16 protein-coding genes and 2 pseudogenes are annotated in these 15,542 nt (G+C 44.7%); all 18 read left to right on the forward strand.

Annotation, left to right across the window (positions count from 1 at the left end):
- The 18 genes and pseudogenes from DXA13_RS15160 to DXA13_RS15240 all read left to right on the forward strand — a co-directional run bounded on the left by DXA13_RS15160 (position 1) and on the right by DXA13_RS15240 (position 15,500).
- Entirely contained in the window at positions 1-567 is a 567-nt protein-coding gene (locus DXA13_RS15160) for a hypothetical protein (protein WP_118245624.1), read from the forward strand.
- Positions 568-939: 372 nt separating this feature from the next.
- Entirely contained in the window at positions 940-1,212 is a 273-nt protein-coding gene (locus DXA13_RS20765) for a hypothetical protein (protein WP_147348040.1), read from the forward strand.
- 85 nt (positions 1,213-1,297) lie between these two features.
- On the forward strand, positions 1,298-2,260 hold the full coding sequence (locus DXA13_RS15165) for a tyrosine-type recombinase/integrase (RefSeq protein WP_243009166.1): 963 nt from the start codon (positions 1,298-1,300) through the stop codon (positions 2,258-2,260).
- Positions 2,261-2,895: 635 nt separating this feature from the next.
- Complete coding sequence (locus tag DXA13_RS22530) at positions 2,896-3,018, forward strand: hypothetical protein (RefSeq protein ID WP_278287063.1); 123 nt, start codon at positions 2,896-2,898, stop codon at positions 3,016-3,018.
- Positions 3,019-3,741: 723 nt separating this feature from the next.
- The gene (locus DXA13_RS15170) at positions 3,742-4,062 is read left to right on the forward strand and encodes a hypothetical protein (RefSeq protein ID WP_347559883.1); all 321 of its coding nucleotides are present in this window, start codon (positions 3,742-3,744) and stop codon (positions 4,060-4,062) included.
- A gap of 32 nt (positions 4,063-4,094) precedes the next feature.
- On the forward strand, positions 4,095-4,409 hold the full coding sequence (locus DXA13_RS15175) for a hypothetical protein (RefSeq protein WP_118245629.1): 315 nt from the start codon (positions 4,095-4,097) through the stop codon (positions 4,407-4,409).
- Between the two features lie 39 nt (positions 4,410-4,448).
- Entirely contained in the window at positions 4,449-4,652 is a 204-nt protein-coding gene (locus DXA13_RS15180) for a holin (protein WP_118245631.1), read from the forward strand.
- Between the two features lie 234 nt (positions 4,653-4,886).
- Positions 4,887-5,678, forward strand: a complete 792-nt coding sequence (locus DXA13_RS15185; protein ID WP_118245634.1) for a hypothetical protein — start codon at positions 4,887-4,889, stop codon at positions 5,676-5,678.
- 125 nt (positions 5,679-5,803) lie between these two features.
- Positions 5,804-5,986 (forward strand): hypothetical protein, encoded by a 183-nt coding sequence (locus DXA13_RS15190; RefSeq protein ID WP_118245636.1) that lies wholly within the window; start codon positions 5,804-5,806, stop codon positions 5,984-5,986.
- A gap of 194 nt (positions 5,987-6,180) precedes the next feature.
- A complete protein-coding gene (locus DXA13_RS15200) occupies positions 6,181-6,435 on the forward strand; it encodes a YlmC/YmxH family sporulation protein (protein ID WP_118245654.1) in 255 nt (84 codons plus the stop codon).
- A 79-nt stretch (positions 6,436-6,514) separates the two neighbouring features.
- A complete protein-coding gene (nrdR, locus tag DXA13_RS15205; protein WP_118245640.1) occupies positions 6,515-6,973 on the forward strand; it encodes a transcriptional regulator NrdR in 459 nt (152 codons plus the stop codon).
- A 5-nt stretch (positions 6,974-6,978) separates the two neighbouring features.
- Complete coding sequence (locus DXA13_RS15210; protein ID WP_118245642.1) at positions 6,979-7,491, forward strand: YqeG family HAD IIIA-type phosphatase; 513 nt, start codon at positions 6,979-6,981, stop codon at positions 7,489-7,491.
- Between the two features lie 106 nt (positions 7,492-7,597).
- Positions 7,598-8,467 carry a shikimate dehydrogenase gene (gene aroE, locus DXA13_RS15215; protein ID WP_118245644.1) on the forward strand — a complete coding sequence of 290 codons (870 nt, stop codon included), beginning with the start codon at positions 7,598-7,600 and terminating at the stop codon, positions 8,465-8,467.
- Between the two features lie 42 nt (positions 8,468-8,509).
- Positions 8,510-8,988, forward strand: a pseudogene (locus DXA13_RS15220) (shikimate kinase).
- Positions 8,989-9,134: 146 nt separating this feature from the next.
- Positions 9,135-9,572: a type II 3-dehydroquinate dehydratase gene (gene aroQ, locus DXA13_RS15225; RefSeq protein WP_118245646.1), complete on the forward strand. Its 438-nt coding sequence runs from the start codon at positions 9,135-9,137 to the stop codon at positions 9,570-9,572.
- A 146-nt stretch (positions 9,573-9,718) separates the two neighbouring features.
- A complete protein-coding gene (efp, locus tag DXA13_RS15230; RefSeq protein WP_118245648.1) occupies positions 9,719-10,276 on the forward strand; it encodes an elongation factor P in 558 nt (185 codons plus the stop codon).
- Between the two features lie 167 nt (positions 10,277-10,443).
- A pseudogene (gene argS / locus DXA13_RS15235) lies at positions 10,444-12,200 on the forward strand (arginine--tRNA ligase).
- 48 nt (positions 12,201-12,248) lie between these two features.
- On the forward strand, positions 12,249-15,500 hold the full coding sequence (locus tag DXA13_RS15240; protein WP_118245650.1) for a DEAD/DEAH box helicase: 3,252 nt from the start codon (positions 12,249-12,251) through the stop codon (positions 15,498-15,500).
- Positions 15,501-15,542: the final 42 nt, after the last annotated feature.

Genomic DNA, 15,542 nt, shown 5'->3' on the forward strand with positions numbered 1-15,542 from the left:
ATGTTACTTACAAATATATTGAAACTAAAGAAGCCGGAAGGAACAGATCCGGTAGACGTTCAGGATTTTAATGATAATGCAGATGTTCTCGATACGGCAATCGGAGACAAGGTATCTAAAACAGGAGATATCGCAAATACTACAATTTCGTCCTTTACACCCTCTACAGCCAGCTATCCAATTCCGGTAGCTGGTGACACTGCCAAGATCAGCTTTGGCAAGATAAAGAAATTTTGTGAAGATATACGGAACACGGCAACGGGAGCATGCTATATCGGCCAGATTGTGAATAACTGTGTAACGAATAATGCAAAGCTTCCGCTGTCAGCGGCACAGGGGAAAGTGCTGATGGATTTGTATACTCAGTTAAATAGTGATTTAAGTGAGGTAAATGCTGCCATTGCTACAAAAGCCGCCCAAACGGCTCTTCAAGCCATATCGTATCGCACCGATAATTTAGAATATCGTTTAATAAATAAACGGCTCTCTATGGGATGGGATGCGGAAAATTTAATGTTAAATTTTTATGTAGATGGTGTTCGAATTAACGGACTTCAAAAAGTGTGAATGAGAATTTAACTAATATCCTTAGTAAATAGTGATTTACATACACCAGAATTATCCGCCGATTTAAATAACTCTGGTGTAAGAAATAAGATTGTTGTTGAACGTTACAATTCAATTACGTCAAATTCCCCATATTCTTTAGGTTTAGCTGGAGTAACGAGTGAGGGAATCGTATTTACGAGCTTGACTTCAAATACTTTTGGCTGTCAAGTAGCATATCCATCAGGTACTATATCTGGCAATACTGTTCTACTTTCAAGAAGCTTAAACAACGGTTCTTGGACTAGTTGGGTAACTTATCCGAGCCGTTCCGAGATTTCTGATTGGTATATAAGTTGTTCAAAACAATACTCCCAAGTAAAAGGCCTAACAATGAGCACATACCGAAATAAAAATGTGACCAGCCTATATATTTTTGGATTTCCATCAGGAATATCTAGTAATGAAGATATTTTTATGGGAACTGTAGAAGAGGTATACCGACCTTTACAAAATCTTCCGTGGAATACATATGTTCCACAAGGACTTCCAGCAGTACCTTTTCTTCTAAGAATGCTCTCCAACGGTCAGGTATATTTAAAAGCAACTGGTGGATCAATGAGTAATACTAATTACATAAATGCCGTCTATACTTTTAGTGTTTAAATCCGAATATTATTGAGTATTTTTTAAGAATTGTTGCATTATCTCTTCCTTATATGTACTTATAAGAGGAAAGGAGGAGAATGCTATGACGGAAGAATTGATTCAAGCTGTAAAACAGGCTATGTTGCCAGATTTAACAGATGCTCAAATGGAAAAATTAGAGAATGTATTGTACATACAGTTCCATGGTAAGAGAGTAGTGGAAGACAAGAACGAATTGGCCCCTACAGGGACAGATGGAGATATGGCTAAAATTAATATGTTTCTTGGCTCCAAAAAGACTACGGGTCGAAAAGATGGGACACTAAAACAATACAGCCGCGAAATTTATAGTATGCTGGACTTTTTAGGAAAACGTTTAGAAGACATCACGGCTATGGATTTAAGGTATTACTATGCAGTATGCCGGGAACGTAATGGGATTCAAATGTCTACAATGCAGACCAGGATACATTATTTATCAAGTTTTTGGGACTTTTTAACATTAGAGCAGTTGGTGCCCAGCAATCCAGTACGACGGATTGGCAGCTTAAAGGTAGATAGTGTAATAAAAAAGCCGTATATGTCAGAAGAACTAGAGGCTTTACGGCTGCATTGTGATCGGAGCCGGGATAGAGCTCTGATAGAATTTTTGCTGGCTACGGGGCTGCGTGTTTCAGAGTTATGCAAACTTAATGTGGAAGACATCGATATGTATAGAATGGAATTCTATGTTTTCGGTAAAGGAGGAAAGGAGAGGCTATGTTTGTTTGATGATGTAGCTAAGTTCCATTTGAAGAGATACCTACGTGACAGGATGAGAAAAGAACGGATAACAGAAGAGGAGATGCAGAAACGGCCACTGTTTGTAACCGTAAAAGCACCATATCAGAGAATGACGGTGGCCGGAGTACAATATCTGCTCAAAGAATTAGGCAGAAAAGCAGTAGTGGAGAATGTCCATCCACATAGATTCAGGAGAACATTTGCAACAGACATGATCGGACGAGGAATGAAGATCGAACAGGTTATGAAACTAATGGGTCATGCTAAGATCGAACAACTATGATATATGTTACGGTAAAAGAATCTAATGTTAGAGAAACTTATCGGAGAGTAAGAGCGGGATAGGAGAGTAGAGAAGCGAAAATAGAGGCATTTTGCCGGCCATTTGGGCGGTCTTGTTTGCGTATAATAAACAAGTAAAGTGAGAGAGGAGAGTAGGGTAGGAGAGAGGAGTACAAAGTCATAATTGATTTTTCGTAAGATTTTCTTGGCTATATTCGGATTTACTAATATTTTATTTTAAAAATTAGGGGTAGTGTAAGTAAAGCTGAAGACATATGCAAATTCGGCTATAGGTATATTAAAAAGAACATCACCTGATGTAGCTTTTATTCTCACAGCACCGCAGTTTCCAGAATAGCTTGAAAGTGGTGAAAATACATCACCGTTTGGTGCACAGCTACTATCTACGGTCAGAAGCACTAAGTCTGTTCCTGTGACATGTGGAACAATAAATCCACTAAGAAAAACTGTTCTACCAACTTTAAATAAATTGACTACGCAGTCACAACTTCCATAATTAATGCTACAACCTTTGACATATGGAGTCATTCTATCATATAACACTTCAATATCACTATATAATAATCAACCCTCCACCCCCTATTTTCACTAACCCACCCCAGGAAAGGAACACACATGGAAAAAATTAAAATTGGAACAAGAAAAGAGCTTTATGAAATTAAGGACATTCGTCCAATCTCAAGTGTGGTCATGCAGATTATCTTTGCCGACCACGTACGCCAGATTGGGGAGAAATAAAAATTTACACGGAAGACGGTACAGAAGCCGATATATTGACCGGATACGAAACGGTTTACCGCAGGGAAGGGCGGACAGTCTGCCTGTCCAATGACGGCAGCATAGATCAGAAGCAGGAGAAACCAAAGGAGATATTATCTATATAAATTATACAGGGAAACTTCAGAAAATAAGGGCAGTTTTAATTGCTAAAGTAGGTCAGGCTTGAGGGCGAGCATACGATCAGTAAAGAGTATTTGCTAACTCGATCAAATAATACGACGGTATATTACGGGCATACGGAGTATGACAGAAGGGACGGATTCATGTTCAAAAACAGCCATAGCCGGCAGCCCATACTGAGCCGTTGGGATATTATGCCGGAATTCCGATGAGTGTACGTACTGCTCGTACGGTTATTAACGCCGCAGATGGACAGAGTGTCGTTCAGGAAGCATGCCTCCATATTGTTGTACAATCAGCCCTACATCGAATTACAGTACTCTCATATGCATATTCCGCTGTCGTTAAACTGCCGAAGAGCTGAAAAATAATTGTGGGGTGGATAGACCAAAAGAGTACAGAATTGAAGGGCTGACAACATATCTTGTAGAGAACGAGAATATGACGAGGGACATTTAGATGAATCACCGCTTATTTAATAAGTACATAACATTGTTTGACATAGGGGGCCTGTTATACATAATGCTGGAATGGACCTGGCGGGGATGGAGCCATTGGACGATGTTTATACTGGGAGGGGGATGTTTTGTGGCATTGGGATTGATAAACGAAGTACTGCCCTGGTCTACACCGCTCTGGATGCAGGCGCTGATCGGCGCAGGCATCATTACGGTGTTAGAGTTTGCAACGGGATGTATCGTGAATTTATGGCTGGGATGGCATGTATGGGACTACAGCAATATGCCGGGAAACATCATGGGACAGGTATGCCCTCAATTTTTTGCGGTATGGCTGTTTGTGAGTCTGGCGGGAATTGTGCTGGATGATTGGCTGCGGTACCGATGGTTTGATGAGGAACAGCCTCATTATAAATTGATTTAACATTCAGAATTCAGATAGGAGATGGTTAACAAATGGATGAAGCAATGAAATCAGAGCTGGAACGCCTGCATGATGAAGACAGGCGCCAGAACCGGCGACTGGATCTTTTGGAGAAAAGCGTCAGCACGCAACAGAGTATGGCTGTATCTGTGGAAAAGCTGGCTATGAATATGGAGCGTATGCTGGGAGAACAGGAAAAACAAGGGGAGCGCCTGGATAAGCTGGAGGCAGCTCCGGCTGAGCAGTGGAGCAGTATGAAACGTACGATATTTAATACATTTGTTGGAGCCGGCGCCGGAGCAGTTGCTACCGGCGTTATTTGTGCAATGACCCAATATATGAGATAAAATGCGTGTAAATATAATTTAAGAAAGGGAGGAATACAGATGAGTAATCAGGCTGAAAAATGGGTAAGAGCAGCGGGCATGCGCGCCCTTAAAACAATAGCTCAGACTGCAGTCGCCACGATCGGCACAGCTGCGGTTTTGGGGGAAGTCAACTGGCCCATGGTCGGATCAGCAGCAGTTTTATCAGGGATTTTGTCTATGCTGACATCACTGGCTGGTCTTCCGGAACTGGATAAGGATTAAGAAATGTGAAAAGTGGGACAGGTCAGAATGAAGCAGCAGTTAAGCTGCTTTTTTGGACGAAAGGAATAGAAAATACAGAGGAAGAGTATTGCAAAAGTAAAATTGTAAACATCTTTGATACCGAATATTGCTGCAGGCAGTGGCCGAGTCATTCTTTCCGGTATTGAAGGAGACGATTGTTTACGCTTTGCAGCATTCTCTTTTTATTATCGAATAAGCATGGAGGTACAGAAAATGGATAAAAGAAAGGTTAGAGGACTGGTGGAATTCTGTAAGAGCAAAGTGGGAACGCCTTATGTCTACGGCGCTAAAGGGGAAATCCTTACAGAGAGCCGCCTGCAGGTGCTGAAGAAGCAGAATCCCGGCATGTACACGACTACATACACGACAAAGGCAAGAAAGTTCATCGGGCAGCACTGTACGGACTGTTCCGGCCTGATCAGCTGGTATACGGGTATGATCCGGGGCAGCTATAATTATCACGATACGGCGGACGAGCGTGTGCCGATCGGCAGCCTGAATGAAAGCATGATTGGTTGGGCACTGTGGAAGCCTGGACATATTGGTATTTATATCGGAGACGGATCCTGTGTCGAAGCAAAAGGGATCAATTACGGAACAATTGAGAGCAAGGTATCGGCGACGCCATGGCAGAAGGCTCTGAAGCTTTGTGATATTGACTACGCCCAGGATATTGTTGTTACGGAAGGTTTTAAACCGGCCGCAGACGGGGAGAGATGGCGGTATCAATTTGCAGATGGGACATGGGCAAAAAATGGATGGTACTGGTTTACAGAAGTTACGGAAGGCACATCGGGCTGGTATCTGTTTGACGCGGAAGGATATATGATGACGGGATACCAGCGGGACCCGTCTGGCGAGCAATTCTTCCTGTGCCCGGATAAGGGGATTCACGAAGGTCAGTGTATGGTGACGGATGAGCGCGGCGTTTTACAGATCGTGGAGACATATGATTTTAACAGTCGAAAGTATGTGAATAAGTTCGCTAAGGAGCAGGCAGTATAGAATGGGAATGTCAGGTAGTGTCGTAACTTGCGGTGAAAACGTAGTGTTGCCGGCGACAATTGAGTGTTATAATGCCTTATAACATTACTGGTAGTAAAAGGTTTTAAAGGTATGGAGGAATGAATATGTTATACGGTAATTATGTAATCTATCAATCGGCAAAGGCGGCAGCGGACATGTTTCACGCAATGGAGATACTGCCGGATCAGATGAAACTGTATGGAGTACACTACATTAATGAGGAGACGGCGGAGGCTAATCTGGAGATGGCTGAACTGAAAATAAAAATAAACCATCTACGAGGATGACAACAAATTGTAATACATACCATATATGGGAAAATGGAACGGGATATAAGAAGGCGCTGATAATGGGAGAAAGCGCCTTCTTTTTTTACTTTCCAGGAAAGAAGCTGTTCTTCTTTTTAGATTTAAAAATAATGGAGGAAGGATCTAAGAATCAACGGATTAGTTCTGATAAAAATGATTGATACAATCGACGCATTCATGAATTAAAGAGAAAAGAAATCATTAATATCAATGACTGCCGCAGGCTGGGATTTGCCGGAGACATTGAATTTGACATAAAAACGGGCTGCATCCTGGCGCTTATTGTATCGGGGCCTGGCTGTTTCTGCGGATTCCTGGGGCATGATAAAGAATATATTATTCCGTTCTGTGATATCTGCCAGATCGGGGAAGATATTATTCTGGTAGATGTAAAAAGGAAGGATGTGGAAGAAAAATGCAAGGTTTAGCTTGCGATAATGATTGTCCTAGGGTAAAATGGTATATAATTGTAGAAAAATGATTTATGAAAAGAAGGAGGACCAGGACGTGAAATGCCCGTTTTGCAATGAATCAGATACAAAGGTGATCGATTCCAGACCAGCTGACGACAACAGTTCCATTCGCCGCAGAAGACAGTGTGAATCCTGCGGAAAACGCTTTACGACATATGAAAAGCTGGAAACCATGCCGTTGATGGTAATTAAGAAAGACAATTCCAGAGAGGCCTACGACCGTTCAAAAATTGAAGCGGGGATTATCCATTCATGCCATAAAAGGCCTGTTTCCACACAGCAGATTAATGCGATGATCGACGAGATCGAGAATGAGATTTTCAATATGGAAGAGAAAGAAGTGGAGACGACGATTATTGGTGAACTCGTTATGAGGAAATTAAAAGAACTGGATGAGGTGGCCTATGTCCGCTTCGCTTCCGTTTACCGCGAGTTTAAGGACGTCAATACGTTTATGGAAGAGCTGGGAAAATTATTAAAGAAGCAGGATTAGAGCAGATGTTTAAAAGGTTTTATCCGGGAAGTTATATGGATTCCACATATGATATATCATTTGAGGCATTAAAGAATCAGGGGATATGCGGCGTGTTGTTTGATGTCGACAACACCCTTGTTCCTCATGACGCGCCGGCGGACGAGAGGGCAAAGACCCTGTTTCGTCATCTTAGGGAAATAGGGATGGAGACATGCCTTCTTTCCAATAATAAGGAGCCGAGAGTAAAGCGTTTCGCTGAGGAAGTGGGCACCCGCTACATATATAAAAGCGGGAAGCCTTCGAGAAAAGGATATTGGAAAGCGATGGAACGGATGGGGACAGACTGCCGTTCCACAGTTTTTGTAGGGGATCAGCTGTTTACAGATATTTGGGGGGCAAACAGGACGGGAATGAAAAGCATATTGGTGAAGCCGATCAATCCGAAAGAGGAGATACAGATTGTGCTGAAACGCGTTCCAGAGAAAATCGTTCTGTGGTTTTACAGGCGGAGATATGACCGGACAGGCAGCAGGTAAACCGAATCTGGGAGAAGTGAAATAATAAAAAGAGAAAAACGATAAAATTTCAAGCGGATAAAGACGTATTTGTACAACACAATTTAATGGAAGAAGATGATTTGGCATGATAAAAGGTACGACGAGAATATGTGGGATTATGGCTAATCCGGTAGAGCATTCCATGTCGCCGGTAATGCAGAACTTTTATGGCGAGGCTGCAGGAAAGGATTTTGCCTATGTCCCTCTGAAGGTAGAGGAAGATCAGGTGGAGGCTGCCGTAAGGGGGGCATATGCCATGAACTTTCTTGGTATGAATGTGACCGTCCCCCATAAACAGAACGTGATGAAGTACTTAAAGGAGATTGATCCGGCAGCAGAGGCGATCGGTGCAGTCAATACCCTGGTGAGAATTGACGGCGGCTTTAAAGGATACAATGCAGATGCGGCCGGACTGTATCGTTCCATGAAAGAGCGGGGGATCACGATCGAGGGTACTTCCTGTGTTCTGCTTGGAGCAGGGGGAGCAGCAAAGGCTGCGGCTTACGTACTGATGAAACATGGAGCGGAGCGTGTCTATATTCTGAACAGGAATGCTGCCAGAGCGGAAGAACTGGCTGATTATATGAACGGACTTGCGGGCAAGGCGGTATTCGTACCGATGCAGCTTTCCGAGTATGACAGAATTCCAGAGGGAAGATACCTGGCTATCCAGACTACAAGCGTTGGCATGCATCCTCACGATGAGGATGTACTGATAGATAATCCGGCCTTCTATCAGAAAATTGCTGTTGCCATGGACGTTGTCTATACGCCAATGGAAACGAGATTCATGAAAATGGTGAAGGAAGCGGGCGGACAGGCTTATAATGGCCTGGATATGCTGATTTATCAGGGGGTCATTGCATTTGAGCTTTGGAATCCGGACGCAGTGATCGATGAAAAGACCATAGAAGAGGCAAGGTGTAGAATGATCGCACAGCTGGGAGGAAAGTAGACCATGAACACCACCAGTAAAAACGTGATCTTGATCGGCTTTATGGGAGCAGGAAAGACCAGCATAGGACAGGAACTTGCGGCACGTTCCGGCAGAACGTTTCTGGATACAGATGAATATATTGAAAAAAAATCAGGTATGACTATTTCGCATATTTTTGATGCCATGGGAGAAGAGGCCTTTCGGAAAATGGAAACGGAAGCGCTGCGTGATCTGATCAGCACATCAGGATCCTATGTGATCTCTGTAGGTGGAGGTCTCCCCATGAGAGCGGAAAACAGAACTCTTTAAAAGAGCTTGGGACGGTTGTCTATCTGAAAGTGTCTCCGGAGACGGTAGAGGAACGGCTGAGGGGAGACACAACGAGACCTCTGTTAAGGGGAGATAATCCAAGAAAGAAAATAGAAGAACTGTTGTCCCTCCGCGGGCCTCTTTACGAAGAAGCGGCTCATCTGATCGTAAATGCAGACGGCCGGACACCGGAAGAAATAACTTCGGAAATCGTACGACTGGCCGGCTGAAACAGGCAGAGTCAAGAAAAAAGTGAAAAAATGCATAGAAACAGCAAAATAAAGAAGACTCACAGAATAAGAGTCGGTGACCGCGCAGTCTGTGGGATAGAATAAATGATATTTAAGGGAAATGTACGGAAAAGAGGAAGAAATTCATGAAGATTCTGGTTCTTAACGGTCCGAACATCAATTTTGTCGGGATTCGGGAAAAGGGAATTTACGGTACCAGGGATTATGCCTGGCTGAAGCAGATGATGGAACAGAAGGCAGCAGAGGAAGGCCATGAGATTGAGGTGTTCCAGAGCAACTATGAGGGCGGCCTTATTGACAGAATTCAGGCGGCTTACAGCGACGGAACAGAAGGCATAATTATTAATCCAGGCGCTTTTACCCATTACAGTATAGCGCTCAGAGACGCACTGGCTTCTGTCGAAATGCCAAAAATTGAGGTGCACATTTCAAATGTCCATAAAAGAGAAGAGTTCCGTCACGTATCCGTGACCGCTCCTGTATGCACCGGGCAGGTGGTAGGCCTGGGACTCCGCGGATACGCCCTGGCGATGGATTATCTGACAGGGGCGGACGGCCTGTGACTGGCCTGTGGTTTGCCAGGAAGCTGTTCTATACTCCTAAATGAAAAAAATAGTTGAAAAGACAACCATTTTAGTATAGAATAGAGTAGATTAATCTGAGACAGATAAGATAAAGAAGATAAGATGAACAAGGAGGAATATCATTTATGATATCAGCTGGTGATTTTAGAAATGGCCTTACCATTGAGATTGAAGGAAATGTATTTCAGATCATGGAATTCCAGCATGTAAAACCAGGAAAAGGCGCAGCATTCGTAAGAACCAAGATTAAAAATATTATCAGTGGCGGCGTGGTAGAGAGAACATTCCGTCCTACAGAGAAGTTCCCGGCAGCGAGAATTGACCGTATTGATATGCAGTACCTGTACTCTGACGGCGATTTATTCCACTTTATGAACAATGACACATTTGAGCAGATCGCATTGAATACAGAGGCAATCGGCGATGCCCTGAAATTTGTAAAAGAGAACGAAATATGCAAAATCTGTTCTTACAACGGCAACGTATTTTCTGTAGAGCCTCCGTTATTTGTAGAACTGGAGATTACAGATACAGAGCCTGGATTCAAGGGCGATACGGCTACGGGCGCATCTAAGCCTGCAACTGTAGAAACCGGCGCACAGGTTAACGTCCCGCTGTTCGTAAACCAGGGCGATAAGATCAAGATTGATACGCGTACAGGAGAATATTTATCACGTGTATAATCACTGCTGACAGATTTTAAAACCATCAGGAGCTTCTGCATGGATAGCCGGTGAGCTATGGCAGAAGCTCCTTTTTCGTAATTTTTACTGTTGCAGAAGATGGATTGCTTTTCCAGGAAAAGTGTTTTATAATAATAGCTTAATGATATGAAAGGAATACCAGGAAGATGAAGAAAATTCTTGATTTAATTGCGGCAGAATTAAAGCCTGCCTTTGAGGAGAGCGGTTATGACCCTTCTTATGCGAGGTCGTATTATCCAACCGTCCAGACCTGTGTGAATACCAGTGCAACGGCGCCATGGCTGCGGCCAAGGCTTATCGTAAGAAACCGATTGACATTGCTCAGGATGTGGTGAACAAAGCTTCGGAGAGCGGAATGTTTTCCGAAATTACAGCAGTGATGCCTGGTTTTGTAAATATCAGACTGAAGGAAGAGTGGCTGGCCGGATATATGAACGGGATGGCTTCATCCGAAAAACTTGGAATCGAAAGTCCTGAAAAGGCAGAGACCATAATCGTGGATTACGGCGGAGCCAACGTTGCGAAACCGCTCCATGTGGGCCATCTTCGTGCAGCTATTATCGGAGAAAGTGTTAAGCGTATGGGAAGTTTCCTGGGGCATAACGTGATCGGTGATGTGCATCTTGGTGACTGGGGCCTTCAGATGGGACTTATTATTGAGGAACTTCGTGACAGAAAACCGGAGCTGCCCTATTTTGATGAAAATTTTCAGGGGGAATATCCAAAGGAAGCCCCATTTACCATTAGTGAACTGGAAGAAATCTATCCGGCGGCCAGCGGAAAAGCAAAAGAAGATGAGTCGTTTAAGGAAAGGGCACAGAACGCAACGTTTAAACTGCAGAATGGCTATGCTCCTTACCGCGCTGTCTGGAATCATATTATGAACGTCTCCCTTGCGGACTTAAAGAAAAATTACAGCAATCTGAATGTACATTTTGATCTTTGGAAGGGGGAAAGCGATGCGCAACCATATATTCCAGGGCTGATTCAGGATTTGATTGATAAGGGGCTAGCATATGAAAGCCAGGGCGCCCTGGTGGTAGATATTGCGGAAGAGACGGATGCCAAGGAGCTTCCGCCGTGTATTGTCAGAAAATCAGACGGTGCGGCTCTGTATGCAACATCGGATCTTGCTACGATTGTAGAGAGAGAACAGGATTTCCATCCGGACAGGTATATTTATGTAGTTGACAAGAGACAGGATCTTCATTTTACTCAGGTGTTCCGCGTAGCGAAAAAAGCAGGTATCGTCGACAGTGACAAAAAGATGATTTTCCTAGGCTTTGGAACGATGAACGGCAAGGACGGCAAGCCGTTTAAGACGAGAGAAGGCGGCGTTATGCGCCTGGAACGTCTGATTGCAGAGATTGATGAGGCAGTTTTCGGCCGTATTATGGAAAACCGTACGGTATCAGAGGAAGAAGCAAAAGAGACGGCAAAAATCGTTGGACTTTCCGCTTTAAAGTATGGAGACTTATCCAACCAGGCCTCCAAGGACTATGTGTTTGACGTGGACCGGTTTATTTCTTTTGAGGGAAATACAGGCCCGTACATTCTGTATACAATTGTCAGAATCAAGTCCATTCTTGGTAAATATGGAGAGATTTCGAAAGAATCCAGTATTCTTCCGGCTGTTTCAGAAGCGGAAAAGGCGCTGCAGCTGGAGATATCCAAGTATAATGAAGTGCTAGAGAACAGTTTTGCAGAGACGGCGCCGCACAAGATCTGCCAGTATATTTATGATTTGTCCAATGCATGCAACCGTTTTTATCACGATACGAAGATACTGACGGAAGAAAATAAAGAGCAGAGGGAAAGCTGGCTGTGCCTGATCAGGCTGGCGAAGGAAGTTCTGGAGGTCTGTATCGACCTTTTGGGAATCGAAGCGCCGGAAAGAATGTAGAATTCTGATCATTTTGTCAGCGGACAGACAGGATTTCGGGAGGAGTCCATGGAAATTTCGGAAATGACCTCCAACACGTTCTGGAAGGGCGAGGTTGGAGTGAAAGGCCTGGCAGAAGACCAGGGACAGATATATAAAGCTTCTTTGTACGTGAAAAGCGGTCAGGTATTTGACTATTCCTGTTCGTGCAAGGAGGGAAATTCTTATAAGGGCATGTGCAGGCATTGTACTGCCCTTTTTGAAAAGTGGAAAAAAGAGTCGGAAGAAAAAAACGGCAAGACGGTTTATACGTCACAGGAAGTGCGGATGATGGTCCGGGAGTATACGAATCGTGAAGTAGCCAGGATTATTATGGAGGGAGAGGAAGAAAAGGTACTTCTTCTGCCCAGGCTTCAGTTCGGGCGCGCTGGACTTCAGGTAGAATACCGGGTAGGCAGAGACAAGACATATGTGGTCAGAGACCTGGTTGCCTTTGTAGATGCTTTGGAAAACGGCAGTCTGGTGGAATATGGCAAGAACTTTTCTTTTCATCATAACCCGGAAGTGTTTGCAGATGAATGCAGGCCTATGGTTGAATTTATAATTGAGCTGGTAAACACTTACAGGGAGTATTATCTGAAATTCCAGAAAGGCCCTCAAATCACTTCCCCGGCTCCTGCGCTGAGACAGATTATGATTGGAAGAACAGAAATGGACCGGTTCTTTTCGATTGTAATGGGGCAGGTGCTGGACGCAGAAGACCGAATGGGAATATCGAAAAAAGTGGTGGTTGAGGATGGCAATCCTCATATTGCGGTAAAGGCCGCACGGGCAGGAAAGGATGGGATACGTGTATCCATTGACAGGAATCTGGCCTGTCTGGAAGGAGAAAAGTATCTCTACCTGATGGATCAGGAGCGTATCTACCGCTGCGATGAGGAATGCAGCAGCACGCTGCGCGTCTTTGTACAGGGGATGATAAAGAGTCAGGGTGGAAGGCATGAGATTGAGATCAATGAGAGAGACATTCCGCTGTTTTATGAAAGAGTGCTTCAGAAAGTAGGATGCTATTGGGACATTTCAGCAGAAGATGTAAAACTGGAGGACTACCGTCCGGAAGAATTGAAAGCGCGTTTTGAGTTTGACAGCTCAGGGCGGAATGAAGTGATTATGAAGCCTACGCTTTCCTATGGGGATTACTCGTTTCACCCGATCGAAGATGAAAAGGTCCCACGCACGGTCTGCCGTGATGTACCGGGAGAGTTCAGGATCAGCCAGCTGATATCCAAGTACTTTCGATTTCAGCAGAATGAAAGCCACAATCTGATTATTAAAGAGGATGAGGATGGAATATACCGGCTTCTGACACAGGGAATCCCGGAGTTTATGACGTTGGGAGAGGTATACGTTTCAGAGGGACTGGGTCAGTTGAAGGTAATCCCGCCGCCGAAAATGGCAGTTGGGGTCAAGAGTGTAGGAAACTGGCTGGAACTGACGATTGATGCGCCGGGTATGAGCCGTCAGGATCTCGTTCATCTGCTTTCGGAGTACCAGCAGAAAAAGAAATATTACCGCCTGAAAAATGGAGAATTTCTGCAGCTGGAGGGCGGAAGCCTTCTGACCGTTGCCCGTCTGGTTGAGGGGCTGGCCGTATCGAAAACAGAGCTGCAGAAGGATAAGGTAGCGCTGCCACGTTACCGGGCTGTCTATTTGAACAGCATATTGAAGGAAGAGAGCAGTCTTTCTTTTTACCGTGACCAGGCATTCAAATCCATTGTACGCGGAATGAAATCGGTGGAGGACAGCGATTTTGAGATTCCGGCTTCTATAAAGCCGATTCTGAGGGGATATCAGAAAGTGGGATTTCGATGGCTGAAAACCCTTGATTATTATGGATTCGGCGGGATTCTGGCCGATGATATGGGACTTGGAAAGACGATACAGGTGATCGCCCTTCTCCTGGATGAAGAGGGGAAACACAGAAATAAAGAAGAGGAAAGCGCGTCCGGTCCGGCGGATAAAAAGCCATCTCTAATCGTCTGTCCGGCTTCTCTCGTCTATAACTGGGAAAATGAAATTGCCCGCTTTGCGCCTGAGCTGAAGATTCTCACGGTAGCCGGTACGGCGGAAGAACGAAGAGCGCTTCTGGAGATGACAGGAGACTATGATGTATTGATTACATCCTATGACCTTCTGCGGCGCGATCTCCTCTTATATGAGGATAAAAAATTCTGTTTCCAGGTAATTGACGAGGCACAGTATATCAAAAATGCAGGAACTCAGAGTGCAAAGGCGGTTAAGGCAGTCGATGCCAGGACGAAATATGCCCTGACAGGCACTCCGATCGAAAACCGTCTCAGCGAGCTCTGGAGCATTTTTGACTATCTTATGCCGGGATTCCTTTTCAGCTATCAGAAATTCCGCCGGGAATTTGAACTGCCTGTTGTCCGAGGACAGGACAGAGACGTATTGTCCAGGCTTCATAAGATGATCGGGCCGTTTATTCTGAGAAGGCTGAAGACAGAGGTGCTGAAGGAGCTTCCCGAAAAGCTGGAGACGGTTGTATATTCCCGCTTTGAAAAGGAACAGAGAGAGCTTTATGCGGCAAATGCAAGCCTGCTGAAGAAGCAGTTGGAAGACGGAGGCGGAATGGGAAGAGATAAACTTCAGATTCTGGCAGGTCTGACCCGTCTTCGTCAAATCTGCTGTGATCCCTCTCTGTGCTATCAGAATTTTAAGGGCGAATCAGCTAAGCTGGAAACATGCATTGATCTCGTCAAGGATGGAGTATCAGGAGGGCATAAGATCCTCCTCTTCTCCCAGTTTACCTCCATGCTGGAGATTATAGGGAAACGGCTGAGGAAGGAAGAGATTGAGTACCACGTGTTGACCGGAGACACGCCCAAGGAAGAGCGGCTGAAGCTGGTGGATTCCTTCCATCGGGATGACACGCCTGTTTTCCTCATCTCTTTAAAAGCAGGTGGGACCGGTTTAAATCTGACGGCTGCCGACGTGGTTATTCACTATGATCCGTGGTGGAATGTGGCGGCTCAGAACCAGGCGACAGACCGAGTGTACAGAATCGGGCAGGAGCGGCAGGTGTCCGTATTCAAACTGATTACGAAGAACACGATCGAAGAAAATATCCTGTCTCTTCAGGAGTCGAAAAAGACCCTGGCAGAGCAGATCATATCAGAGGGAACCGTTTCCCTCGCAAGCCTCTCAAAGAGCGACCTGATGGAGCTCCGTTGGGGATTGAATAAGACCGGGGCATGGTACTCTGTGCAGAAGCAGAAGGATACCGTGCCCCGATTTTTATGAGTTTTTCATGAATCTACCGTCTGCTGTTACAACGTGAACACA

This window comes from Clostridium sp. AM58-1XD, assembly GCF_003464085.1.
In the GTDB taxonomy this organism is placed as follows: Bacteria; Bacillota; Clostridia; order Lachnospirales; family Lachnospiraceae; genus Lachnoclostridium_A.